This window comes from Pseudomonas sp. SDO52101_S400 (genome assembly GCF_054071635.1).
Genome location: NZ_JBSVWF010000037.1, coordinates 41598 through 67177, shown reverse-complemented (window position 1 = coordinate 67177; position 25580 = coordinate 41598). Strand labels below are relative to the sequence as shown.

The following is a 25580-nucleotide window of genomic DNA, read 5'->3' as shown; positions in this document are numbered from 1 at the left end:
GGCGGTGTGTCAGTTCATGATGTATCAGCTGATACACAGCCTTCGCGGGCAAGCCCGCTCCCACAGGGGAACACGTGTTCTTCAGAGGGTCGCAAGCGCGCGCAATCGCGCGGCGTCGAGGATTTCGATTTCGCCGTAACTCAAGCCGATAATCCCCTGTCCTTGCAACTCCTTGAGGATCTGGTTGGTGGTCTGCCGCGACAGCGACAGCATCGACGCCAGTTGTTCCTGAGGCAGTTGCAGCACCCGGCGTGGCGGGTCAAGTTCGCCGTAGCCTTCGGCAATCATCAACAGACGATGGGCCAGACGCGCCGGGGCCGGCAACAGGCTCAGCTGTTCAAGATTGATGAAGGTCAGACGCAGTTTGTGGCTCATCAACAGAGCCAGGTGCCGCCAGTAGACGGGATGTTCGTCGAGCAGTTTCAGCAGCGTGGCCTGGGGAATGTTCAGCAGGGTGCAAGGCCCGACCGCGTAGGCATCGTGGGTACGGGGCTGGCCGTCGAACAGGCAGATTTCGCCGAACCAGTGCGGCGCCTCCACCAGGCTCAACAACGCCTCCTTGCCCTGCTCGCTGACCGCGCCGATGCGTACTGCGCCGTCGAGCACCGCGTACAAGCCGCACGGCGCATCGCCGCGCTGGAACAGCCGCTGCCCCGCCGCCAGCCGTCGCTCCCGGGCCGCCACCAGCAGACTATCCTGAAAGGACGAAGGCAGATGACTGAACCATTGCCCGGCCAGCAGGCGCCCGCGCCAGACCTTATCCATGCGTTCTCCTAAAGATTGTCGCCTGCCTGACAGAGCGAACCGTTTACCCGGGGCATGATTCGATCACCCTACAGGAGGAACAACAATGAAAAGCCTCGTCGATCATTTGAGTCAATACGCCGCTTACCACCGCGACCCGCGCAACATCGCCAGCCACTTTATCGGGATTCCGCTGATTGTGGTGGCGGTGGCCGTGCTGTTGTCGCGGCCGGAGTGGTCGATGGGCGGGTTGTGGATTTCCCCGGCGGTGATTGCCGCCCTTGCTTCGGCGTGGTTTTACCTGCGTCTGGAACTGAAGCTCGGGGTTTTGATGACCGTGTTGATGGGGTTGTCGGTGTGGGCCGGGCATGTCCTGGCGCAGCAGAGCACCATGGTCTGGCTGAGTGCAGGTCTGGCGATGTTTGTGATTGGTTGGGCGATCCAGTTTGTCGGGCACCACTATGAAGGGCGCAAACCGGCGTTCGTCGATGACTTGAGCGGGCTGATTGTCGGTCCGCTGTTTGTGGTGGCCGAACTGGCGTTCATGCTCGGGATGCGGCATGAGCTGAAAGAGCAGATCGAGGCGCGTGCGGGCGTGGTGCGGGTCAATCCGAATCGTGCGGCTGTCTAAAAAGCATTCGCGAGCAAGCCCGCTCCCACAATGGAATGCGTTCCAAATGTGGGAGCGGGCTTGCTCCGGGCGGCGATCCGACGAAGCTTTTGATTTTAAAGGCCGGCGACTTTCTGCCAGACCTTCGGCTTGAAGAACAACGTCTCACCCTTGGCCAAACCGGTCAGGCTGTCGTGGTCTTTCACCACTTCCGCCTCGATCAGGTCAGTCTGGCCTTCAACCTTCAACGTCACCCGCGTGGTCGCGCCCAGCGGCCGGATATCGCGAACTTCAGCAGCGTGGTGATCCTCCAGTTCATGCCGCGACAGCGACACTTCGTGCGGGCGGAACAGCACGTGGTTGTCGTCACCCAGATGCAGACGGTTCGAGTCGCCGAGGAAGTGATAGACGAAATCGCTGGCCGGGTTTTCGTAGACGTCGCCCGGTGAGCCGATCTGTTCGATCACGCCCTTGTTCATCACCACGATGCGGTCAGCCACTTCCATCGCCTCTTCCTGGTCGTGGGTCACAAACACCGAGGTCAGGTTGATGTCTTCGTGCAGGCGCGCCAGCCAGCGGCGCAGCTCTTTACGCACCTTGGCGTCGAGGGCGCCGAACGGCTCGTCGAGCAGCAGCACTTTCGGCTCTACCGCCAGCGCACGGGCCAGAGCGATACGCTGACGCTGACCACCGGATAGTTGCTCCGGGTAACGATCCGACAGCCAGTCCAGTTGCACCATGTTAAGCAGCTCGTGAACCTTGGTCGCGATCTGGCTTTCGCTCGGGCGCTGGTTTTTCGGCTTCATGCGCAAGCCGAACGCGACGTTGTCGAACACCGTCATGTGGCGGAACAGGGCGTAGTGCTGGAACACGAAACCGACGTTGCGATCCCGCACGTCGTGGCCCGACACGTCTTCTCCGTGGAACACGATGTTGCCGTTATCCGGAGTTTCCAGACCGGCAATAATGCGCAGCAACGTGGTCTTGCCGCAGCCCGACGGGCCGAGCAGCGCTACCAGCTCGCCGCTGTGGATATCCAGGCTGATGTTGTCCAGCGCCTTGAACGCATTGAAATTCTTGCTGACGTTACGCACTTCGATCGACATGAATTATTCCTCCGCGGCGCTGGCGCGCAGGCGGTTGATACGGTTTTCGCTCCACTGCTTGGCCAGCAGGATGAAGAGCGCCAGGATCAGCAACAGGCTCGCCACGGCGAACGCGGCCACGTGGTTGTATTCGTTGTAGAGGATCTCGACGTGCAGCGGCAAGGTGTTGGTCACCCCGCGAATGTGCCCGGAAACCACCGACACCGCACCGAACTCACCCATGGCCCGCGCAGTACAGAGCACCACGCCATAGATCAGGCCCCATTTGATGTTGGGGACAGTCACGTGCCAGAACATCTGCCAGCCATTGGCGCCGAGCAGGCGTGCGGCTTCCTCTTCCTGAGTGCCTTGCTCCTGCATCAGCGGGATCAGCTCACGGGCCACGAACGGCACGGTGACGAAAATCGTCGCCAGCACGATGCCTGGCAGGGCGAAAACGATCTGGATGTCGTGATCCTGCAACCACGGCCCGAACAGGCCCTGGGCGCCGAACATCAACACGTAGACCAGCCCTGCGATCACCGGCGACACCGAGAACGGCAGGTCGATCAGCGTCACCAGCATACTCTTGCCACGGAACGAGTATTTGCTCACGCACCACGCGGCGCTGACACCGAACACCAGGTTCAGCGGCACCGAAATCAGCACGGCGATCACCGTGAGTTTCAGGGCCGACAAGGCATCCGGCTCAAAGATCGCGGTGAAGAACGCACCGAGGCCGTTCTTCAAACCCTGCGACACCACGATGAACAGCGGCAGCACCAGAAACAGGAAGAAAATCAGCCAGCCGAGGCCGATCAGAACTCTGCGCGACGTGGCGCTGCCACGGCGGGCAGCGTTGGCCGAGGAAGCGGCCGCAATAGACGATTGGGACATGGTTCGCGCCTCCTTATGGGGTTTCGATGCGCCGCTGCAGCAAGTTGATCAGCAGCAACAGGACGAAGGAAACCACCAGCATCAACACGCCGATGGAGGTAGCGCCGGTGTAATCGTACTGGTCGAGCTTGACCATGATCAGCAGCGGCAGGATCTCGGTTTTCATCGGCATGTTGCCGGCGATGAAAATCACCGAACCGTACTCGCCGACGCCCCGGGCAAATGCCAGGGCAAAACCGGTCAGCCACGCCGGCAACAGCGCCGGCAGCAGAATGTGGCGGAACACCTGCAACGGTTTGGCACCAAGGCACGCCGCCGCTTCTTCGACCTCACGCGGGATGTCGGCCAGCACCGGCTGCACCGTGCGCACCACGAACGGCAGGGTCACAAAGGTCAGCGCCAGGGTGATCCCGAGCGGGGTGTAGGCGATCTTGAAACCGAGGTCGGCGGCGAACTGCCCGACCAGCCCGGTCGGCGTGTACAGCGCGGTCAGCGCGATACCGGCCACGGCGGTCGGCAGGGCGAACGGCAGATCGATCATCGCGTCGATCACCTTGCGCCCCGGGAACGTGTAGCGCACCAGCACCCAGGCCAGCAACGTGCCGATGATGCCGTTGATGATCGCAGCGCACAGTGCGGTGCCGAAGCTCAGCTTCAATGCGGCGAGAACGCGGGGCGCGGAGATGATCGTCCAGAACTGATCCCAGGTGAGTTGGGCGGCGTGGACGAACATCGCCGCCAGCGGGATAAGCACAATCAGGCTGAGGTACACCAAGGTGTAGCCCAGCGTCAGCCCGAAGCCGGGTATGACGGGGGAGATACGACGCGACATAAAAGTCCTTGGTTAAAAACGCATCAATGTGGGAGCGGGCTTGCTCGCGAATGGGCCCTATCATTCAACATTTACGTCGTCTGACACACCGTCTTCGCGAGCAAGCCCGCTCCCACATGGTTTCGTGCCTGTGCATCAGGCTCGTTTCATTTGAGATTACTGCGCCTGATAGATCTGGTCGAACACGCCACCGTCGTTGAAGAATTTCGGCTGTGCGGTTTTCCAGCCGCCGAAGTCTTTGTCGATGGTCACCAGTTCCAGTTTCGGGAACTGCTGGGCGTACTTGGCTGCCACGTCCTTGTCACGCGGGCGGTAGAAATTCTTCGCCGCGATTTCCTGGCCGGCCGGGCTGTACAGGTGCTTGAGGTAGGCTTCGGCGATCTGCTCGTTGCCCTTCTTCTCGGCGTTTTTGTCGACCACGGCCACCGGTGGTTCGGCGAGGATCGACAGCGACGGCACGACGATGTCGAACTTGTCCTTGCCGCCGTCTTCTTTCAGCGCCAGGAAGGCTTCGTTTTCCCAGGCCAGCAACACGTCACCCTGACCGTTGTTGACGAAGGTGATGGTCGAGCCACGGGCGCCGGTGTCCAGAACCGGAACGTGCTTGAACAGGGTTTGTACGTATTCTTTGGCTTTCGCCTCGTTGCCGCCGTTGGCTTTCAGGCCGTAGGCCCACGCCGCGAGGAAGTTCCAGCGTGCACCGCCGGAGGTTTTCGGGTTCGGTGTGATCACCGAGACGTCGTTCTTGATCAGATCGCCCCAGTCCTTGATGCCTTTCGGGTTGCCCTTGCGCACCAGGAACACGATGGTCGAGGTGTACGGGGTGCTGGCGTCCGGCAGACGCTTCTGCCAGTCGGCCGGCAGGGTCTTGCCGAGCTTGGCGATTTCGTCGATGTCGCCGGCCAGGGCCAGGGTCACGACGTCGGCGCGCAGACCGTCGATCACCGCACGGCCCTGCTTGCCCGAACCGCCGTGGGATTGCTGGATTTTCACGGTGTCGCCGGCATGCTCGGCTTGCCAGTACTTCACGAATTCGGCGTTGTAATCCTGATACAGCTCGCGGGTCGGGTCATACGAAACGTTGAGCAGTTCGTAATCCTTGGCAACCGCGGAACCGGCAAACACAGCGCTGGCCAGAGCGGCCAAAGCGTAACGGCGAATCGACGACATGGTGAAAGCTCCTGGAATTCTTGGTGGTGGCTTTTTCTTATGTATTGCTGGAATCGGGGTGCTCATTCAACGACCGCAGCCTGTGGCAGCTTCTGCCAACAGCTCCCCGCAGGAGCTGCCGCAGACTACGAATCAGGCCGGTTTGTTACCCGGCTGCTGCAAACGGAATTTCTCTTTGCGTTCGATCTGGACCACTTGGGCGTTGTGCACAGTGATTTCCACCGCGCCGAAACGCAGATCGCGCAAGGCGCTCTGGATTTCGCGCAAGATGGTGGTTTCGTCCTGACCGTCAACGCTACGCAGGGATGCGCTCATGGTGCTGCTCCTTTGTATGGGATATGCCTGGCAGTGGGCGGCACTGCGTTCGGCGTGGGAGCAATATAAGAGAGGCGCAGATATTCTTAAAAAGACTATTTAAGAATGTTTATATAACTGGAAAACATTATGTGATGCAGCAAGGGTTTGCGGCGGATTTGTCCGTTTGCAAACCCGCTGTGCACATCCCTCAGCCGATTGCCGGCGCTCTGGCCCAGTCGATCTGCGCTTCAGGCACCGGCCGCCCGAACCAGTAGCCCTGCCCCAGATCGCACGCCTGCTCCAGCAGGAACGCCGCCTGCTCGGCCTGCTCGATGCCCTCGGCGTGCACCTGCATGCCCATGCTGCGGGCCAGGGCAATAATCACCCGCACGATCGCCGCGTCGTCCTCGTCCCACGGCAGGCCGGCGACGAAGCCCTGATCGATCTTGAGCTTCTGCACCGGCAGGCGCTTGAGCCGCAGCAGCGACGAATAACCGGTGCCGAAGTCATCGATGGCCAGACGAATGCCCAGTTCGCGCAAACGATGCATCTGTTCCAGCGCGACTTCCGGATCATCCATGACCGCGCTTTCGGTGACTTCCAGTTCCAGATAGGCCGGGTCCAGACCGGTTTCGTGCAGCACTTGCGCCACCTGTTGATACAACTCGCGGCGGGCGAACAGTCGTGACGACACGTTCACCGCGACAAACGACAGCACCACCCCGGCCTGCTGCCATTGGCACATCTGTCGGCAGGCCTGCTGCATGACCCAGGCGTCGATTTCCGAAATCAGCCCGGTGCGCTCGGCAATCGGAATGAACTCAGCCGGCGACACCAGACCCCGTTGCGGGTGTTCCCAGCGCACCAGTGCCTCGACGCCGATCAGGCGACTGGTTTTCAGGTCATGCACGGGTTGGTAGTAGACCCGCAGTTCCTGCTGCTCCAGTGCGCGGCGCAACTCGAAGGCGATCTCGACCCGTTGCTGGGCGTGGGCCGTGAGCTCTTCGGTGTACAGCGCATAGCCATTACGACCACTGCTCTTGGCCTTGAACAACGCCGCATCGGCGTTGCGCAACAGTTGTTCGGCGCTCAACGCATCGCTGGGAAACAGGCTGATGCCGAGGCTGGCGTTGATGAACAGTTCATGGCCGTCGAGACAGAACGGCTCTTTGAGCGCATCGAGAATGCGCTGAGCCAGCGCCGCCGCCTGCGCAGGCTGTGGACAACTTTCCAGCAGGACCGCGAACTCGTCGCCGCCCAGCCGCGCCAGGGTGATGCCCGGCCCGAACAACGCCTGCAAACGCGCAGCGACCGCCTTGAGCAAACGGTCACCGATGTTGTGGCCGAGGCTGTCGTTGATCAGTTTGAAGTGATCGAGGTCGATCATCAGCAGCGCGCAACCGCGCTTGTGGGTCTGCGCCGATGCCAGCGCCTGTTCGGCGCGATCGCTGAACAGCAACCGGTTGGGCAGGTCGGTCAGCGGATCGTGGTGGGCCAGGTGCTTGAGTTCGTGCTCGGAATCCTTGATCGCGCTGATGTCGGAAAACACCGCGACGTAATGGCTGAGTCGACCATCCTCGTCACGTATGACTCGGATCGTCTGCCACTGCGGGTAAATCTCGCCGCTTTTACGACGGTTCCAGATCTCGCCGCTCCATTCATCCTGCGCCTGCAATGTGGCGAACATCGCCTGATAGAACCCCGGAGGGTGGTGCCCGGACTTGAACAGGCTGGGCTGCTGGCCGAGCACTTCATCGCGCTGATAACCGGTGATTTCCATGAAGGCGCGATTGACGTGCACGATCAGCCCCTGCCGGTCCGTGACCAGCACGCCTTCGCGGGTACAGTCGAACACCGCAGCGGCCTGACGCAAGCGTTCGCGATCCGCCTGGCGCTCGCGCAACCGGGCACCGATGCCCAGGCATTCGAACAGGCGCGCCCGGGCAAGAAAGATCAATCCGGCACTGAACACCACAAAGGCATAGCCGTTGATCAGTTGCCAACGCAGCAACTCATCAGAGCTATCGAAGAAACTGTTCAATAAATGACCAGTACCTTGCAGCCAGACAACGGCAAGGACCAGGTAAAGCAGCGCTGCACGCAAAGCATCGCGGTATGTGGCAGACATTCGGCCGTCCATGTCCTTACAAAAATGTCGGGATTATAGGTCAAGAAACATCCAGCCATCTCTTATCTGAAAGGGCGACTGGTTTTATCTGTGTGCTTGGTGATAATGCAACGGCTGTTTTTTCTTTATCGAGGGCCCTATAGCCTATGTGGTACGAAGGTTTTCTTGGCTTGTCGGCCTGGTCACTGGTCGCCGTCACTCTGGTGATGACCCACGTGACGATCGTTGCCGTCACGGTCTACTTGCACCGCTACTCGGCCCATCGCTCCCTGGAGCTGAATGCCGGCCTGAAGCATTTCTTCCGTTTCTGGCTGTGGCTGACCACGGCGCAGAACACCCGCGAGTGGACGGCCATCCACCGCAAACACCACGCCAAATGCGAAACCGCCGATGACCCGCACAGCCCGGTCGTCAAGGGCTTGTCGACAGTGCTGCGCAAAGGCGCCGAGCTCTACCGCGAGGAAGCGCAGAACGCCGAGACCCTGCGCATCTATGGCAAGAACTGCCCCGAAGACTGGATCGAGCGCAACCTCTACAGCCGCTACCGACTGTTGGGCGTAGCGATCATGGCGGTCGTCGACCTGATGCTGTTCGGCACCATCGGCATCACCATCTGGGCGATCCAGATGATGTGGATCCCGGTCTGGGCGGCCGGCGTGGTCAACGGCCTCGGCCATGCCATCGGCTACCGCAACTTCGAATGCCGCGACGCGGCGACCAATCTGGTGCCATGGGGCATCCTGATCGGCGGCGAAGAGCTGCACAACAACCATCACACCTACCCCAACTCGGCCAAACTGTCGGTCAAGAAGTGGGAATTCGACCTCGGCTGGGCCTGGATCCAGGTCTTCAGCTTCCTGCGCCTGGCCAAGGTGCAGCGCGTTGCGCCGATCGCCCATCGCGTCGAAGGCAAGGGCAGCCTGGACATGGACACCGCCATGGCGATCCTCAACAACCGCTTCCAGATCATGGCCCAGTACCGCAAGCTGGTGATCGGGCCGCTGGTCAAGCAGGAGCTGGACAAGGTCGATCATTCGGTACGCCATCAGTTCCACCGCGCCAAGCGTCTGCTCTCCCGTGAAACCAGCCTGTTGGAAGATCGCCACCACGCGCGGATCCAGAACATGCTCGAGCACAGCCAGGCGCTGAAGGTAATTTACGAGAAACGCCTGGCACTGCAGCAGATCTGGGTCAAGACCAGCGCAAATGGCCACGACATGCTCGCGGCCATCAAGGAATGGGTACACGAGGCCGAGGCCAGTGGCATCCAGTCCCTGCGCGAATTTGCCGACCAGTTGAAAACCTACTCGCTGCGCCCTGCCGCCGTCTGATGCCGTTGATCGGTGCGCCCGGCTCCCGGGCGCACCCTTCGGAACTTCACCCCCGATCCCCTATCTCAAAGACACTTCGCCACCCCCGGCGGGCTGTCCCGTGGCCGTTGTCGACTGATCGGCACGCCCTTTGAGATCCGTGTCGATGGTCAACAACAATCAAAAAGACTCATCCCTTCCCCAGTGGCCCGAAGCCGCACAAACCCTGATGGCGCTGATGCACGCCCAGGGCGAAGTGGCGCGCCTGAGCGAACGCGAACAGCTGTTCAGCTCGCTGCTGGTCAGCGTCAATGCCATTCTGTGGGCATTCAACTGGGAAACCCGTCAGGTGCTGTACGTCAGCCCCGCCTATGAACGGATTTTCGGCCGCTCGGCGGCCCTGCTGCTCGCCGACTACAACCAGTGGCGCGACAGCATCTACCCCGAGGACCTTGAATACGCCGAACGCAGCCTCGCCGAAGTGCTGCACAAAGGCGCCGTGGAAGATCGCGAATACCGGATCATCGACGCCGACGGCCAGGTACGCTGGATCAGCGACAAGTGCTTCATCAACCGCCAGGAAGAACCGGGACAACCGGTGATCATCGTCGGCATCGCCGAGGACATCACCGAAAAGAAACAGATGGAAACCGAGCTGCAACGCCTGGCCACCACCGACGTGCTGACCCAGAGCAGCAACCGTCGGCACTTCTTCGAATGCGCCAACCGCGAGTTTGAAGAAGCCCGCCGGCAGGGTGCGCCACTGGCGTTTCTGCTGCTGGACATCGATGACTTCAAAGTGATCAACGATACCTACGGCCACCCGGAAGGCGACAACGTGCTGCAACGAATCGCCGAAAGTGGCCGCGCCTCGTTGCGTCGGGGAGACCTGTTCGGACGGATTGGCGGTGAGGAATTTGCTGCGGTTTTTCCGGGCTGCGCACCGGACATGGCCATGCAAGTGGCCGAACGGTTGCAGCAGGAAATCCAGCGCCTGAGCTTCAGCCATGGTGAACAGACGTTCGGCATCACCGTCAGCCAGGGCCTGACCAGCCTCACCCCGGAAGACGAAAGCCTCGACAACCTGTTCGCCCGGGCCGATGCGGCGATGTACGAGGCCAAGCGTCAGGGCAAGAACCGGATCATTTCCGCCTGAGCACCGCGCTGATGCGGGGCAAGCGCTATTTGCGCATCCGCATCAGCTCCGGCAAGCCGATCTTGAGCAAACGCGCCGTGCGGCTCTTCGCCAGCTCCTCGATGCCCTCGTGCTCGGTCAGCCGCGCCATCTGCGCCGCCATGTTCATCACCAGCGCTTCGCGGGAATACACTCCACCTCCGAGCTGATAGGCCGAGGCAATCAACTCGCGCAACTCCAGCGGCAGGCGCCAGCGGGTCCGCAACGCCGAGCCGTAGGCCGCGCCGAATTCCGCCAGCGCATCGCCGACTTCCTCCAGTTCATCCAGCTCGCCGCCGGCCTGCTTCCACTCTTGCAAACAACGCAGTAACGCCAGATCGCCAAGACGATGGAGCATCCCGGCGCAGTAGCAGCGCTCCTGATCCAGATCGAGCAGGCGCGCCAGGGTTCGCGCGTATTCGGCGGTGTGCAGTGACAGGCCCCAATAGCGCTCCGCGTAGTCCGCCAGGCATGGATCGCTGAGTCTGGCGCTGCGCTTGAGGGCCAGGCCGAGGATCAGGTTCATGCTTTGCCCGGTGCCCAACCGGTGTAGCGCCTGAGCCAAGGTCTGCACCGCTGCACCGTGATGCTGAGCGGCGCTGTTGGCTGCGGCGATCAACACGGCGGTGATCTGCGGATCGGTGCGGATTTCCTCTTCCAGCAGCTTCAGATCAAGCCCGTTGGGATTAAGGCTGCGTTTGACCGCCACTTGCACGTCGGTCATCAACGGCGCGCCGTCGGCCTGCTCGCGGCGACGCTCGAGGAACACCGACAGGGTCATGCCCGGCGCCAGTGCAGGCACTTCGCAGAACACTTCCTCGCCGGCATTGAGCAGCAACCCCTGCAAACGCTCGGTCAGGCTTTCCATGTTCAGGGGTTTGGTCAGATAGGCCGTCGGCGCCAGCGGCAGCGCTTCGCGCACGCTGGCGCTGTCATTGCGGCTGCTCATCAGAATGAACGGCAACGGCGGGTTGCGTTTGCGCTGGCGGACACTGCGCAATACGTTCAAGCCATCAACGCCAGGCAGTTCCCAGTCGACAATCGCCAGGTCATAGGGGACTTCGCTGAGCAGAGACATCGCCTCTTGGCCATCGGCGCACAGATCCAGCCGTGCATCGCAGCGCACGTTGAGCAAAACCTGTTTGAGCAGGTCACGAGACCATGGGTCAGCCTCGGCAATCAGAACTCGGGGTACAGCGGGTAAATCGACGGCAGTCATGCTCGCCCTCCCTTGCAATGCTTGAACCTTAGCCAATGCTGGCGTTTCGATACAGCTCGAATGCGTGGTATGTGTTTCAGCAAGCGTAAAAAAACCCGCCGAAGCGGGTTTTTTTGTCGATCCGATCACACAGTGCCCGGGCTTACAGCCCCGAGAAGCACTCTTCGATGATCGCCAGGCCTTTGTCCAGTTGCTCGTCCGGCGAGGTCAGCGGTACCAGGACGCGCAGAACGTTGCCGTAGGTGCCGCAGGACAGCAGGATCAGGCCCTTGTCACGCGCCTTGGCCACGACAGCAGCGACTGCGGTCGGGTTTGGCTTGTGGCTGTCGCCGTTTTCGAACAGTTCGACCGCGATCATTGCGCCCAGGGCACGGACTTCGCCGATCACCGGGTACTTGGCCTGGATGGCTTTCAGGCCGGTTACCAGACGCTCGCCAACAGCCTTGCAGCGATCCAGCAGTTTTTCTTCTTCAAACACTTCCATCACGGCCAGGGCCGCGGCGCAAGCGATCGGGCTACCGGCGTAGGTGCCGCCCAGGCCGCCTGGAGCGATGGCGTCCATATATTCGGCCTTGCCGCAGACACCGGCCAGCGGGAAGCCGCCAGCGATGGATTTGGCGAAAGTGGTCAGGTCAGCAGCAACGCCCATCTGTTCCATGGCGAAGAACGTACCGGTACGGCCAGCGCCGGTCTGCACTTCGTCAGCGATCAGCAGGATGCCGTGCTGGTCGCACAGGGCACGCAGACGCTTCATGAATTCTTTCGGCGCGACGTAGAAACCACCTTCACCCTGTACAGGCTCGATGATGATCGCGGCGATGTCTTTCGGCTCGGCATCGTTCTTGAAGATGCGTTCGATGGAAGCGATCGAGTCGTCGATGCTCACGCCGTGCAGTTCGTTCGGGTACAGCGCGCGGAAGATGCCGCCTGGCATCAGGCCCATGCCGGCCGAGTAAGGCACGACTTTACCGGTCAGGCCCAGGGTCATCATGGTGCGACCGTGGTAAGCGCCGGTGAAAGCGATCACGCCAGCACGGCCGGTAGCGGCGCGAGCGATTTTCACGGCGTTTTCAACGGCTTCGGAACCGGTGGTCACCAGCAGGGTTTTCTTGGCGAAGTCGCCCGGTACGCGAGCGTTGATTTTTTCGCACAGCTCGACGTACGGCTCGTAGGCCAGAACCTGGAAGCAGGTGTGGGTCAGCTTGTTCAACTGCTCGGTCACGGCGGCGATGATTTTCGGGTGCACGTGGCCGGTGTTCAGCACGGCGATACCGCCGGCGAAGTCGATGAATTCGCGACCTTCAACGTCGGTCACGGTCGCGTTCTTCGCGGACTCGGCGAAAATCGGGTGGATCTGGCCAACACCACGTGGAACAGCTGCGGTACGACGGGCCATCAGTTCAGCGTTAGTCTTGCTCATTACAGTCCTCATTCACCGCTCATCGGGCGGCGTGGTTCAAGGATTAAGCGGGAGGAATCGGCGGTGGCAGCATGCGATGATCGACTGCCACGGCGTTCCCGGCCGCAGAGAAAATTCCGGTTTGAAACGACGCAAAGGGACAGCGCTCTCGTGCCCTTTGCGTTTGCAGCGATCCTTGTCCGAGCTTAGATGCCCAGGCAGAGGTATTTGATTTCCAGGTAATCTTCGATGCCGTACTTGGAGCCTTCACGGCCCAGGCCCGAGGCCTTGATGCCGCCGAACGGCGCGACTTCGTTGGAGATCAGCCCGGTGTTGACGCCGACCATGCCGTACTCCAGGGCTTCAGCCACACGGAACACACGGCCCAGGTCGCGAGCGTAGAAGTAGGAAGCCAGACCGAACTCGGTGTCGTTCGACATCGCGATCACTTCAGCTTCGTCTTTGAAGCGGAACAGTGGCGCCAGCGGACCGAAGGTTTCTTCCTTGGCCACTGCAGCGTTTTTCGGCACGTTGGTCAGAATGGTCGGCTCGAAGAAGTTGCCTTCCATCTGCTTGCCACCGGCCAGCACGGTTGCTCCTTTGGCAACGGCGTCAGCGATGTGCTCTTGCACCTTGGCTACAGCTTTCTCGTCGATCAGCGGGCCAGTGGTGGTGCCGTCTTCCAGACCGTTACCGATCTTCAGTTTGGCGACAGCCACTTTCAGCTTCTCGGCGAAGGCGTCGTAGACCGAATCCTGAATGTACAGGCGGTTGGCGCAGACGCAGGTCTGGCCGTTGTTGCGGTACTTGGAAATGATCGCGCCTTCGACGGCCTTATCCAGGTCCGCGTCGTCGAACACGATGAACGGCGCATTGCCGCCCAGTTCCAACGAGACTTTTTTGATGTCCTTGGCGCATTCCGACATCAGCTGACGACCGATTTCAGTCGAGCCGGTGAAGGACAGTTTGCGCACGATCGGGTTGCTGGTCAGCTCGCTGCCGATGTCGCCGGCGCTGCCGGACACCACGCTGAACACACCTTTAGGGATGCCGGCGCGCTGTGCCAGTTCGGCCAGGGCGAAAGCGGAGAACGGGGTTTGCGAAGCCGGCTTGAGCACCATGGTGCAACCGGCGGCCAGCGCAGGGCCGGCTTTACGGGTGATCATCGCCGCCGGGAAGTTCCACGGGGTGATGGCGGCGGTCACGCCGATCGGCTGCTTGATCACGATCAGGCGCTTGTCAGGCTGGTGGCCCGGAATCACGTCGCCGTAGATGCGCTTGGCTTCTTCGGCGAACCACTCGATGAACGAAGCGGCGTAGACGATCTCGCCCTTGGCTTCGGCCAATGGCTTGCCCTGCTCGAGGGTCATCAGGCGAGCCAGGTCTTCCTGGTTCTCGATGATCAGCTCGAACCAGCGACGCAATTTGCCTGCACGCTCCTTGGCGGTCAGCGCACGCCAGGCCGGCAGCGCCTTGTCGGCGGCTTCGATGGCACGGCGGGTTTCGGCAGCGCCCATCTTCGGCACGGTGCCCAGGATTTCGCCGGTGGCCGGGTTGTTGACCTTGATCGTCTGACCGTTGTCCGCGTCGACCCAAGCGCCATCGATAAAGGCTTGCTGGCGGAACAACTGGGTGTCTTTAAGCTGCATGTCGGCTTTCCTTAACAGCACCGCGGCCAGCGCGGAGCAAAATTATGATTGTAGAAAGGCGCCTCGCAAGGCTGCCGTCAGGGAAATCATTCACCGGGCTGAAGCACCTGAACAGTGCACGGTCGTAAACACGTGCGGCTCGGCACCCGATCAAAGAGCGTTTGAAATCTCAAACGGATCCTAGGATCAAAGGGGGTAAAGGACAATAGGTCGTTCGAAAAAAAGAACAAAAACGCCGCTTTTGCCGGATTTTTCAGATCAACGAGCAACAAGCCTGCGCCGCAACGAAACCTTAGTTCAGTCCCGCCAAAGCGCCAAGCGAGCCTTTTGCAGGACGTTACAGCTTTATGGAATACAGCGTTTTCAACCGACACGCGCACTGACAATAAGGGCCAAAACCCGGCATGGACGCCCCGAGCCGACCTAGGTATGATGTCGCCCGCTGCACCAGTAGCTCAGCTGGATAGAGTACTGCCCTCCGAAGGCAGGGGTCGTGGGTTCGAATCCCGCCTGGTGCGCCATGAACAGAAACGAAAAAGCCTCAGGCCGTAAGGTCTGGGGCTTTTTTGTGGGTGCTGTCTGACGACTCACTCCGTCGTCCAGTCAAACTCGTCATATTCATCATCGTCTTCTTCGTCCTCGATCAACTCATCATCAAGAACGTCTTCCTCCAGATCTTCTTCTGCCTGCTTGGCCAGAAGAAACTCCTTGCGACTCTCGGTCACAGCTCGCCGCAGTTCTTCACCCTTCACCGGGCAGTTGAGCATTTGGGCGATGCGGTCGATTTTTTGGGCCACGGCATCCTCCAGCGCATCGGCAATGCCCCGATAGTGCGCGTTTTTGCGGGGCAATGCCAAATGGCTGAAAGATCATTCGGTCAGTTCTGACGGATTTGTTCGAGGCGCAGGTCCAGATTCACGCTCGGGTAACGCTTGTGCAGATTGTTGTACAGGGTATCGGCAGCCTGTGATTGACCGGATTCGCGCAGGCGCAGGACTTCGCGCAGTTGCTCGTCGAGGCCATTGGCAGGAGCGGCGGCGCGCTTGCTGACTTTGGCTTCGTCCGCTCTGTCGGCACTGATCGCTTCGCTTTGCATCGGCGCAGCCATTTCCGCCATCGGCGCAGGCGCAGGCGCAGGCGCAGGAGCGGATAGTGCGCCAGCGGGTGCTGATAATGTCCGGGATTCGATGGCCTCTTTACGAACCAGTGGCGCAGCAGGTTTGGCGGCTGGGGCGAAATCGTAATGGGCCACGGGCTCCGGGGCGCGATGCACCAGCGACAGCATCAGCGCAATGCCGACCAGACTGGCGAAAGCCACCTGATAGCGCGGTGTCTGGCAGGCCTTGAGCCAGCGTTGCCACAGGCTCGGTTTCGGTGCCGATATCTGGCGATGCGCGGCGTTGATAATCAGTGCGTCGAGATTTGCGGGCGGTTCGCCGTGCTGTTGCTCGCGGTAATGCTTGAGCAGTTGCTCTTCGGGTGTCTGGCGGGCGTCCGTCATGTCAGTACCTCCTCGGCCAGCAGCCGACGCAGTTTTTGCTGGGCGTAGCGCAAGCGGCTCTTGACGGTTTCCAGCGGTGTTTCGGTGAGGCTGGCGATTTGCGCCAGGTCGAGATCGCCGTGGGCGCGCAGCAGGAACACTTCGCGCTGATCGGCAGGCAGGGCTTGCAACGCGCTGTCCAGGCGTTGGCTGTCGCGGCTGAGGCTCAGCAGTTGTTCGGGGTCGCTCGCTTCGTCACTGACAGCATGGGTCTGTTCGTCGTAACTGTCATGCAGCGGTTGATGGGCGCCATGCTTGCGCCAGTGATCGATCAGACGATTGCGGGCAATCTGGAACAGCCAGGTACGAAAAATCGCCCGGCCTTGTGGCTGACTGTTGCTGCGGATCAGGCTCAGCCACGTTTCCTGATACACCTCTTCGGCCAGTTCCGGTTTGCCGCTCAACCCGAGCAGAAACCGGTAAAGGCTCTGGCGATGACGGGCGTACAGGATCTCGAACGCCTTGCCATCGCCCTCGCGATAACGGGCCAGCAGCGATTCGTCGCTGCTGGCCTCCAGGCTGTCGGCGGTGGCAAACAGCTGGCTGATAAACCCCGTCAGGCGGCTCATTTATTCAATCCGTCGCTCAGTCGGCATCGCGTTGGAGGCGGTCGAAGTTCGCAGGCTCTGCGCCAGTTCCACCAGTTGCACGAACTCGTTGCGCAGGCCGAAGCGGTCATCGCCACGGGCGCCTCGGGCCAACGCTTCGGTGTCCTTGAGGCTGAAATCACCGGTGTAGCGACCGTCCTTGAGTTGCTGGGAAAACGCCGCGACGGCAGCGGCAAAACGCAGGTCTTCACCGGCGGGCGCAACCTGACTGGCAATCGGCCGCTCGATCAGCAGACTTTTCCCACCTTCAGGCTTTTGATATCGCACACGCAGCATCGCCAATTCTCCTTTCTTCTCGGAAACCACCGCATCGGTTTTTCCGTAACGCAGCGGTTCCAACCAGCCCTTCTCGCCTGTCGGGACAATTTCATACAGCGCCGTCACCGTATGACCTGCACCGATTTCACCGGCATCGACCTTGTCATTGCTGAAATCCTCACGCTTGAGCGCGCGATTTTCGTAGCCGAGCAACCGATATTCGCTGACCTGTGCCGGATTGAATTCCACCTGCAATTTGACGTTTTTCGCCACCACGGCGAGGGTCGAACCGAGCTGATCCACCAACACCTTGCGCGCCTCGCGCAGGTTATCGATATAGGCGTAATTACCATCACCGGCATCCGCGAGTTGTTCCATCAGGTGTTCATTGTAGTTATCCACACCGAAACCCAGGGTGGTCAGGGAAATCCCGGTCTTGCGCTTATCCACAGCCATTTGCTTGAGGCTGTCGAAGTCGCTGACGCCGACGTTGAAGTCACCGTCGGTGGCCAACAGGATGCGGTTGATACCTTTGGGGATGAAGGCCTGTTGCGCCATTTGGTAGGCCAGTTCGATGCCAGAGGCGCCGGCGGTCGAGCCGCCAGCGGTCAATTGCTCGATGGCTGTGCGGATTTTCGCTTTTTCCCGTCCGGAAGTAGGCTCCAGTACGACTCGCGATTCGCCGGCATACACCACCAGCGACACGCGATCCTGCTCGCGCAGCTGATCGACCAGGAGTTTCAGGGTGCTTTTGACCAGCGGCAGCCCTTCACGACGATCCATCGAGCCGGACACGTCCACCAGAAACACCAGATTGGCCGGGGCCAGTTCTGCGACCGCACGGTCGGAAGCCTTGATGCCGATGCGCAGCAGGCGGGTATGCGGGTTCCACGGCGAAGCGGCCAGTTCGGTGGTCACGCCGAACGGCGATCCGTCAGTGGGCAACGCATAGTCGTAGGGAAAGTAATTGACCATCTCCTCCAGGCGTACCGCGCCTTCCGGCGGCAGGCGTCCCTGATTGAGCAGACGGCGGACGTTGGCGTAGGCGCCGGTATCCACGTCGGCACTGAAAGTCGAGACCGGCGTCTCGGCAACGCTGCGGATCGGATTATCCGCCAGGGTTTCGTATTGCTCACGCGGCTCGGCGCGATAGTCCTGTGGATAACTTTCCCCGGCCGGCATCGATGCAAAACTGGCCATCGGCGCCGCCAGCGCGCTGCGCTTGGCCAAAGAGTGATCGGCCATGACCACTTCTTGTTGCGCCACCGGTTTTGAGGGGGGCTGTGCCGGTGGCGGCACGACGGCGGATTCCGGACTGGAGGAAATGCCGCACCCGGCGACGGCCAACAGCACACCGGCAGCGAGGGGTCGCAGAAGCGTCGATGGAAGAGACATGGGGGCTGACCTCGAGGAAGAATTGATCCATTCAACCTCTGAGACGGACAGCCCTTTCAGTTCGGGTTAAACGCCGCCGAAAATTTTTTCAGCGGTGATAACGCCGCACTGCACTGCTGTTGCGCAGCACATGGCCTTTGATTTTTTCCAGCAGTTGGGCGCGGGTCAGACCGGCCGGCAAGGCGTCGGGGGCCAGGTCCAGGGCATAGATCTGAATAATGTAGTGGTGCGCGCTGTCGCCGGTCGGCGGGCACGGGCCGACATAGGTAGTCGTGCCTTTGCTGTTGGTGCCGCCCAGGCCTTCGAAAGTCGGTTTGGTGCCAATGCCGGCGGGGATCTGCCGGGTCGTGGCCTTGATGCCGTAGTGAACCCAGTGATCGACGCCCAGCCCCTTCTGGCCGTCCGGATCATGCATCACGATGGCGTAGCTCTGGGTCGCGGCCGGGCCGGCGTTCCAGCTCAGCGCCGGCGACTGGTTCTTGCCGCCGCAACCGGCGGCGTCACTGGCTGCCGCCGCGGTGAACAGACGGTTGTCCGAAACACCGGGAATGCTGAGGGTGAAGCGCTCCTGGGCCTGCGCCGGAAACTGCACGCAAAGGGCGACGGCAACGGCCGCCAGCCAAGGGTTGAGAGAGGTCAATCGGGTCATTCCGGGAGCACCTTGTGCAGTTGGGCCTTCGTCGGCCTGCAGACTATAGCTGTACCGTTCGTGCCGTGGCAGTGCCAATTGATGCCCTTTGGTACCGCCGCGCTTACAGACGGTTCACCGGCTCACGGTTATCGTCGTCCTCGGCATGCAGAAAGATCACCCGCGGATGCTCCAGCGGCGCCAGCGGTGGCGGCAGTTCGGCCGGTTCGACTGGCCACAGGTGCGGCACCACATGGCTGACATCGCCGTCCTGATTGTTGTGGATGGTGATGACCCCAAGACTGCGAAGCTTCTGCAAGCGGTCATCGCACAGCTTGAAACTTTTGCTCAGGCCATCATCGTCGACCACAGGAGCCGCCAGACGACGCTGGGCGAAACTGCGACTTTTGCGCTGTTGATAACGAGCCCAGGAAATCAGGATGACGGCGTTGACCAGTGCCACCCACAGGTAGACCTGCAAGGTCCCTAGGGCTTCGAACGCCGAGTTGTCGATGCGCGGCCCGCCGGCGTGGGTTTCGATCAGCGGCCACAGCCCTCGCACCAGCAGATACAGCAGGCCAACCCAGGCCAGCACCGTGAGGATCACGTCGATCACCACCAGGAATGGTCGCTGGCGGGTCCGGATGATTTTCATTTGATGACCTCCTCTTCGTCGTCCCCGACCGGTTTGATACCCCGGTCAGGGCTGACCCAACGCGCACGCTTCTGATGCTGGCCGAACAGCACCTTGGGAAAACTGACCAGCGTGGTCAGCAGGCTGATGAACCAGAACACCAACGGATACCAGACCACCCAGAACATGGTTCTGCCCAGACCAGGCTCGTAACGCCGGTCGATGATGATGCTGACCGCGAACTGCACCAGGCAGACAAAGGCCAGCAGCAGCCCGGTAAACGCCGGCGGCATCAGGTGATGCACGGCGATGGCCTCGGGCATGACCATGAATTTGCCCATGCCCCAGAAAATCACCGACAGCAGGAAAGTGAAGGCCCAACCGGTCGATAGGCAGTATTCGAACAGCAACGGCCACAGATAACGGTGACGGTACTGCCAGATCCCGCGAATGTTCTTGAACAGCACTTCAGCACCACCCTGGGCCCAGCGCAGGCGCTGCTTCCAGAGCCCGCCCAGGGTTTCCGGCATCAGGATCCAGCACAGGGCACGGGGCTCGTAGAAGATGCTCCAGTGGTCCAGTTGCAGTTTCCAGCTGATGTCGATGTCTTCAGTGATCATGTCCGGGCTCCAGTAGCCGACCCGGTTCAGCGCCGTGCGACGGAACGCGACGATCACACCCGATACAGTGAAGATTCGCCCGAACACCCGCTGGGTGCGCTTGATCAGCCCGATGATCGACGAGAACTCGCCGACCTGAACCCGCCCGACCAACGTCGAACGCGTACGAATCCGCGGGTTACCGGTCACCGCGCCAAGTCGCGCGTTGTCGAGCATCGGCGCCACGAGATAGGCGGCAGTGTTCGGCGCCAGCAGCGCATCACCGTCGATGCACACCAGATATTCACTGCGTGCAGCGATGGCGCCCATGCGCAAGGCCACGGCCTTGCCCTGGTTTTCCGCCAGGTGCAGCACGCGCAGCCGTGGGTCTTCCTTGGCCAAAGCGTCGAGCACCTGCGCGGTGTTGTCCTTGGAACCGTCGTTGATCGCGATGACTTCGATGTTCGGGTAATGCTGGGCCAGCGCCGCGTGGATGGTGTCGGCGGCGTTGTCGCCTTCGTTGTAGCAAGGGATCAGGATCGAAATCAGCGGTTCGCCTGCCAGTGGTGGCGGCAGCGTGTCGTCCTTCCACGGCCAGTGCCGCTCCCAGTGCAGCCAGAAATACAGGCCTCCAGCAATCCACAGCCCGGACATGAACAGAGGGTAGAAGAACACGAAGTCCATCAGGAATTGCCCGGTGACCAGGAAGATCAGCCCCAGCGGTACACCGAGGACAATCGCCAGAACAAGCAGGGCCAGCAGTCTATCCAGCATGTCATGGGTTCCATTTATTGGAGAGCGCAGGTCGCACCGTTTTCAGGTCCGGCAGGTTCTCGAGAAAGTTGTCCGGGTAGTAGCCGAAACTCGTCGCGCCCTGACGCTTGAGGCGGCCCATCCAGTCGGCCAGTTGTGCACCGTCGATGTCGGCCTGATCCTTTTTCGTCCAGTCCCGGGCCTGCAATTCGAACACCGTGCGATCCAGCGCACCGGGGCGCTGTTTGATTTTCGCCACCAGTTCTTCCAGCCACGGTCCTGATTGCGCCTGGGTCTGTTTTTCCATGAACGGCATGGCCATCGGCGCCGTCCAGTCGTAGCTCACGAGGAAGTCGTCGAGGTTCTGCGCAAACCACGCTTCGCTTTGCGGATTGAGTACCGGCTCGGCAAAGATGTTGCGTGCAGTGAGCACTTGCGGGCCACGAATCGCGCGCACCTTGGCGGTCAGCTGGTTGGTGAAGTCGATCAGGTAGCGGCTCTTGAATCGCGTCCAGCGCTGCATGGCCGCTGGATCATCGCGCAGAGCGGCAATCGAACCCGGCAGGCCGTGGGCGGCATAGGCCTTGAGGGCCTCGGGGCCGGCGTCCTCGAAATCCGACAGTACGGCGTCGTCGTGATAGAGGATGCCGTCGACCGAGGTCAGGCGCGCCACGTCTTCGTAGATTTCACCGATGATCCGCCGTACCTCGGGGTCGAACGGCGACAACCGCTTGTACTGATCCGGGTCGACCGACGTGGTACCGGTCTTCGGATCCCAGCGCGTGACACGCGGCAATTTCGAATCCAGCGCAAAACTCAGCACCGGCATCCAGGCGAACACTTTCACGTGAGCCCGGGTACGCAACTGCCAGGCGACACGGTCAAAAATATCGGCACGCACCGGCAAGTGGCGGTTGGGGAAGTACAGCGAATGCACCAGGCCATCGCCTTTCGGATCGGCGAAGGCTTGCAGGAATACGGTGTTGGCGCCCATGTCGGCCATGCGCTGGATCAGCTTGCCGAGGTTGACTTCCTGTTGCGCCGGGTCCGGGTCGTAGACGTTGTCCAGATCCACGTGCACCACGCGCATGGCGAAGTCGGACTGCACCGCCACGATGCTGTTGGCGAAATGCTCGCCGTCCGGGTCGGACGCGACGAGGAATCGTGGGCTGCTCATCAGGTTGTCCAAGGCATCGAGACCATCGTCGAGGGTCAGGGCCATCTCGTAGCCCTGCTCGCTCACCACGGTCAGCGAAGTGCCGTCCGCCGTTCCGTATGGCCAGACCCAGATGCGCGGTTTCTTGCCGGTGGCCTTGCGGATTTTCTCCGAAATGGTCGCCACGTCGGTGCGGATCCGCGCCTGGAAATCCGCCTCGGATTCATAGCGTTTGGTCACTGGATCGTAACGACGGGTCGCGGCAGCGGGCTGCATGTTGCCTTGCGGGTTGGCGAGGATGCCTTTGTGGCTGGCGTCGGTGTGAGCGGCAATTTCCACCAGGCCGGATTGTGAGATTTCCCGCACCTGATCCCAGGTCAGAAAGTCGGAACGCTGACGCGGAGTACCGGCGAAATCCACCGGCTGATTCAGCGGTGTGTCGATCCAGACGCCGACCGGTGCCAGCAGCGCATGCCAGTTATAGGCGCGCAGCACCGGCAGCACGCGGGTGTAGAAGCTCGCATAACCGTCGTCGAAGCTGAGCAGGATTGCTTTGGGCGGCAGTTCCGGCCCGCCCTTGCGCGCGGCCATGATCTGATCGACCGTCACCGGCTTGTAGTTGTTTTCCCGCAGCCACGCCAGTTGCTCGATCATGCGCTCGGTGCGCACCGCCACCACGGCCTGATCGGGATCACGGTCTTCGATGTCGTGGTAGGCGATGCCCAGCACGTGGTTTTTCGGCCATGGTTTTTCATTGGCCGCCACCGGGCGCTCGGACGGCGGCGCGAAGGCCGGAGCTTGCTGGGCGCAGGCGCTGACCAGCAGCACTCCCAGCAGAAGGATGAAACGCGAAATAAAAGGCATCTTCAAACTCTTCTAGAAGCGGAAAGTGAGGTCGACGAGCAGACGCAGATCGGTTTCCCGATCACCGTCGTAGGGCCGGTTGATCACACTGAACAAGCCGCCCACCTCGAACACGTCGTTCCAGGCATAACGCTGGCCGTAGCCCAGCATCGCCATACCGCCGGTGCCGTGGTCACGCTGGCTGTACGTACCCGCACCAGCCTGGAACTGCTGGCTCCAGGAGGTTTCGTAGCGGTGGTAAAGCACGTGGTTGACGTTGACCGTCGGCATCACGCTGAGGTCCGCCTTCGGGTTGAAGTACGGCACGTCTTCGGAATTGGAGTTGTGGCTGGTGGCGACTTCCAGACCGGCGTCGACCTGCACATGGGTGGTGCTGTAGACGCCTTCGCGCCCGGTCAGCAAGGCTTCGACGCGGTTGTTGCCGTCGCTGAAGTGCGACGGGCTGACCGACAGTTTCCACTCGCGGCTTTCATTCGCGCGCCAGCGGATGAAACCGCTGCCGCCGTTGGCCTTGATATCGCTGTTCAACGCGCGCAACGGGGTGTCGGCCGACAGGTATTCAAGGCTGCCGCCGTACTGCCAGTTGTCATTGATGTCCCGGGCAATCGCCAGACGGGCGCCCTGCTTGTCGCCGTAACCGTAGGAATGGTTGGAGACTTCCGCTTCAAGGGTCATGTCGCGGGTGCGACGCTCCAGACCGACACGCTGGAACCGGTGGTTGCCGGTGCCTTCGGCGAAGTCGCCGGTGGCATAACCGACCCCGGCGAACACGCGCCAGTCTTCATCGATTGGCGGGCTGTACAGCGTGCTCTGGATGCCGAAGTCTCGGCTGCCGCTGACCGCGCCGGCGTTGCCACCGCTGCCGCCATTGGCCTTGCCGCCGTAGGCTTCAACGCGCAACTCGGACATGTCATGCACTTCCCGCTCGCGTGCGGCTCGCTGCACCTGGCGGTTGTCCGGGAAGCGCTCGACGACATCATCGGTCAGCGCATCCATCTGCCGCCATTCCTGCAGCGTCATGGCCGTGCGGGCCTGAGCGACCTCCAGGCCCATGTCCCGCGGCACCATGCTCTCGACTTCCTTGAGCTGACTCTCGGCGCGGCGCGGCCACTGGCGGGCCAGGTACAGATCGGCCTGAGACAGACGCAAGCCGACGTTACCCGGCGCCTGATCGACCAGCGTCTGCAAGCGATCCTCGCCGTGAGGCAAGTCCGCTCCGTAAGTACCGGCGGCCTGTGCCGAGAGCAATTGGGCGTCCATCCAGTCGTCGCTGGGATTGCCTATCGGCAAGCCCTTGAGTTCGACTCGCGGCTTCTCGTTTTTGGCCAGGTCTTCGGCGACTTTGCGTGCATCCTCGGCCCGGTCGCTTTCCAGCAACGAGTAATACAGCGCGGTGGTGTCTTCGAGGCGATCGCCGGCATCGGCGTCCGGCGCCGAGAGCACCTGACGATAGAGATCGGTGGAGACTTCCGGTTGCCGCTGATCCAGATAGGACGCCGCTACCCAGCGCAGGGAGTAGGTCGGAATCTTCACGCCTTCGGCTTGCAGCTTCTGGTATTCGGTGATGACGTCGGCGGTGCGCGCCCGGGCCTTGAGGGCGCCCATGCGGTCGATGCGCCAGCGGGTCACGTCATCGTGGGCGCTGGCATCGGGGGTCCAGGTGGCGAGCAATTTGTCGTAGTCGGCCAGTGCGCGGTCGGCGATCACGTAGCGTTCTTTTTCGCTGCGGGTGGCGAATTCGGCGAGGCGCACGCGTTCGGCAGCCAGATCACCTTCGAGGCGCCGCAGGGTCACCGGATCGATCAGCCCCGGACGCTGGTTGGCCAGGCGCAGTGCAGGCTCAGGCAGACGGGCCTTTTGCAGGGCGACCACGTATTCACGGGCAACTTCCGGTTTGTTGCCGGCGCGAACGAAGGCCTGATCGTATTCGAACAGTGCGTCGTATTGTTTACCGGCGCGGGTCAGGGCATAGCCCAGGGCGAGGCGGCGGGAAGGATCGTCAGGCTTGGCTGCCACCAGCGCCTTGGCGCGAGTGACTGCCTCGTCGGGTTTACCGGAGTCGGCCTGGGTCAACGCCAGACCGAGTTGCAGGTCGGCATTGTTCGGTTCCAGCGCCAGGGCCTTGTTGTAGACCTCGGTGGCCTGATCCCAGCGTTTGAGATTGCGATAGGCACGTGCGGTGGCGGTCAGTGCCTGGATCGGCAATGCACGGCCGCGCCCCTGGGTCTCGTAGACCTGCACCACTTCGGCATCGAGCCCGGCCCAACTGGCGATTTGCAGGTGATCACTGATCTGCCCGGTTGAAGCCTGGGCCGGCGGCACTTGACGCAAAGCGGTGAGCGCAGGGGTGTAATGCCCTGCCCGGGCATCGAGCACCATTTGATCGTAGGCCGTATCGGCCAACGCAAGCATCGGCCAGAGCAACTGGCTGCACAGCGCGACTCGAAACAAAGGGCGTAAACCACGATGTAATACAGGACCATCAATACGCGGCATTCGTCAGCATCCTTACATGGCCAGCCGGGTAGCAATGCCCCCCCTTGCCCAATTCGTAACGGAGGCCAAGTCGGAATCACTTGGCCAAGCTTATCCAAGCAGTCTTGCACGCAAGCGTAGATCAATATTCAGAAC

22 protein-coding genes and 1 tRNA gene are annotated in these 25580 nt (G+C 61.3%); 4 read left to right on the top strand and 19 right to left on the bottom strand.

Annotation, left to right across the window (positions count from 1 at the left end; translation table 11 throughout):
• Positions 1-81: 81 nt before the first annotated feature.
• Positions 82-765, bottom strand: a complete 684-nt coding sequence (locus ACW9HX_RS19085; protein ID WP_457381790.1) for a Crp/Fnr family transcriptional regulator — start codon at positions 763-765, stop codon at positions 82-84.
• Between the two features lie 85 nt (positions 766-850).
• Between ACW9HX_RS19085 and ACW9HX_RS19080 the strand changes: the two genes are divergently transcribed.
• Positions 851-1375, top strand: coding sequence for an Mpo1 family 2-hydroxy fatty acid dioxygenase (locus ACW9HX_RS19080; RefSeq protein WP_457381789.1), 525 nt, complete (start codon positions 851-853; stop codon positions 1373-1375).
• Positions 1376-1470: 95 nt separating this feature from the next.
• On the opposite strand, the gene ACW9HX_RS19075 is transcribed toward ACW9HX_RS19080, so the two are convergent.
• The 6 genes from ACW9HX_RS19075 to dibA all read right to left on the bottom strand — a co-directional run bounded on the left by ACW9HX_RS19075 (position 1471) and on the right by dibA (position 7763).
• The gene (locus ACW9HX_RS19075) at positions 1471-2460 is read right to left on the bottom strand and encodes a sulfate/molybdate ABC transporter ATP-binding protein (protein WP_457381788.1); all 990 of its coding nucleotides are present in this window, start codon (positions 2458-2460) and stop codon (positions 1471-1473) included.
• A 3-nt stretch (positions 2461-2463) separates the two neighbouring features.
• Positions 2464-3336, bottom strand: coding sequence for a sulfate ABC transporter permease subunit CysW (cysW, locus tag ACW9HX_RS19070; RefSeq protein ID WP_249484609.1), 873 nt, complete (start codon positions 3334-3336; stop codon positions 2464-2466).
• Positions 3337-3349: 13 nt separating this feature from the next.
• Entirely contained in the window at positions 3350-4168 is an 819-nt protein-coding gene (gene cysT / locus ACW9HX_RS19065; RefSeq protein WP_007952818.1) for a sulfate ABC transporter permease subunit CysT, read from the bottom strand.
• 156 nt (positions 4169-4324) lie between these two features.
• Complete coding sequence (locus tag ACW9HX_RS19060; RefSeq protein WP_065257482.1) at positions 4325-5338, bottom strand: sulfate ABC transporter substrate-binding protein; 1014 nt, start codon at positions 5336-5338, stop codon at positions 4325-4327.
• Between the two features lie 132 nt (positions 5339-5470).
• The gene (oscA, locus tag ACW9HX_RS19055) at positions 5471-5653 is read right to left on the bottom strand and encodes a sulfur starvation response protein OscA (protein ID WP_085733386.1); all 183 of its coding nucleotides are present in this window, start codon (positions 5651-5653) and stop codon (positions 5471-5473) included.
• A 190-nt stretch (positions 5654-5843) separates the two neighbouring features.
• On the bottom strand, positions 5844-7763 hold the full coding sequence (gene dibA / locus ACW9HX_RS19050; protein ID WP_457381787.1) for a phosphodiesterase DibA: 1920 nt from the start codon (positions 7761-7763) through the stop codon (positions 5844-5846).
• A gap of 146 nt (positions 7764-7909) precedes the next feature.
• On the opposite strand from dibA, the gene desA reads away from it, so the two are divergent.
• Together desA and ACW9HX_RS19040 are read left to right on the top strand one after the other, a co-directional pair.
• Positions 7910-9094 carry a delta-9 fatty acid desaturase DesA gene (gene desA / locus ACW9HX_RS19045; RefSeq protein WP_457381786.1) on the top strand — a complete coding sequence of 395 codons (1185 nt, stop codon included), beginning with the start codon at positions 7910-7912 and terminating at the stop codon, positions 9092-9094.
• 145 nt (positions 9095-9239) lie between these two features.
• Positions 9240-10229, top strand: coding sequence for a GGDEF domain-containing protein (locus ACW9HX_RS19040; protein ID WP_457381785.1), 990 nt, complete (start codon positions 9240-9242; stop codon positions 10227-10229).
• Between the two features lie 25 nt (positions 10230-10254).
• Here ACW9HX_RS19040 and ACW9HX_RS19035 read toward each other — a convergent pair whose 3' ends face one another.
• From ACW9HX_RS19035 to gabD, 3 genes are all read right to left on the bottom strand, one after another.
• Positions 10255-11466 (bottom strand): HDOD domain-containing protein, encoded by a 1212-nt coding sequence (locus ACW9HX_RS19035; protein ID WP_457381784.1) that lies wholly within the window; start codon positions 11464-11466, stop codon positions 10255-10257.
• A 142-nt stretch (positions 11467-11608) separates the two neighbouring features.
• Entirely contained in the window at positions 11609-12886 is a 1278-nt protein-coding gene (gene gabT, locus ACW9HX_RS19030; RefSeq protein ID WP_457381783.1) for a 4-aminobutyrate--2-oxoglutarate transaminase, read from the bottom strand.
• Positions 12887-13071: 185 nt separating this feature from the next.
• Positions 13072-14514: an NADP-dependent succinate-semialdehyde dehydrogenase gene (gene gabD / locus ACW9HX_RS19025; RefSeq protein WP_085733392.1), complete on the bottom strand. Its 1443-nt coding sequence runs from the start codon at positions 14512-14514 to the stop codon at positions 13072-13074.
• A gap of 444 nt (positions 14515-14958) precedes the next feature.
• Here gabD and ACW9HX_RS19020 point away from each other — a divergent pair.
• Positions 14959-15035, top strand: a tRNA-Arg gene (locus ACW9HX_RS19020).
• A 66-nt stretch (positions 15036-15101) separates the two neighbouring features.
• Here the strand turns inward: ACW9HX_RS19020 and ACW9HX_RS19015 are convergent.
• From ACW9HX_RS19015 to pgaA, 9 genes are all read right to left on the bottom strand, one after another.
• Complete coding sequence (locus ACW9HX_RS19015) at positions 15102-15371, bottom strand: hypothetical protein (RefSeq protein ID WP_457381782.1); 270 nt, start codon at positions 15369-15371, stop codon at positions 15102-15104.
• A gap of 20 nt (positions 15372-15391) precedes the next feature.
• Entirely contained in the window at positions 15392-16015 is a 624-nt protein-coding gene (locus ACW9HX_RS19010) for a hypothetical protein (protein ID WP_457381781.1), read from the bottom strand.
• On the bottom strand, positions 16012-16623 hold the full coding sequence (locus ACW9HX_RS19005) for an RNA polymerase sigma factor (protein WP_457381780.1): 612 nt from the start codon (positions 16621-16623) through the stop codon (positions 16012-16014). Before ACW9HX_RS19005 ends, ACW9HX_RS19010 begins: the two co-directional genes overlap by 4 nt.
• Positions 16624-18315: a vWA domain-containing protein gene (locus ACW9HX_RS19000; protein ID WP_457381779.1), complete on the bottom strand. Its 1692-nt coding sequence runs from the start codon at positions 18313-18315 to the stop codon at positions 16624-16626.
• Positions 18316-18403: 88 nt separating this feature from the next.
• A complete protein-coding gene (locus tag ACW9HX_RS18995) occupies positions 18404-18964 on the bottom strand; it encodes a YbhB/YbcL family Raf kinase inhibitor-like protein (RefSeq protein ID WP_085733396.1) in 561 nt (186 codons plus the stop codon).
• Between the two features lie 103 nt (positions 18965-19067).
• Complete coding sequence (pgaD, locus tag ACW9HX_RS18990) at positions 19068-19598, bottom strand: poly-beta-1,6-N-acetyl-D-glucosamine biosynthesis protein PgaD (RefSeq protein ID WP_457381778.1); 531 nt, start codon at positions 19596-19598, stop codon at positions 19068-19070.
• Entirely contained in the window at positions 19595-20950 is a 1356-nt protein-coding gene (gene pgaC, locus ACW9HX_RS18985) for a poly-beta-1,6-N-acetyl-D-glucosamine synthase (protein WP_457381777.1), read from the bottom strand. The genes pgaD and pgaC overlap by 4 nt, the downstream gene beginning before the upstream one ends.
• 1 nt (position 20951) lies before the next feature.
• Entirely contained in the window at positions 20952-22949 is a 1998-nt protein-coding gene (gene pgaB / locus ACW9HX_RS18980) for a poly-beta-1,6-N-acetyl-D-glucosamine N-deacetylase PgaB (protein ID WP_457381776.1), read from the bottom strand.
• A gap of 12 nt (positions 22950-22961) precedes the next feature.
• On the bottom strand, positions 22962-25445 hold the full coding sequence (gene pgaA, locus ACW9HX_RS18975) for a poly-beta-1,6 N-acetyl-D-glucosamine export porin PgaA (RefSeq protein WP_457381775.1): 2484 nt from the start codon (positions 25443-25445) through the stop codon (positions 22962-22964).
• Positions 25446-25580 lie beyond the last annotated feature (135 nt).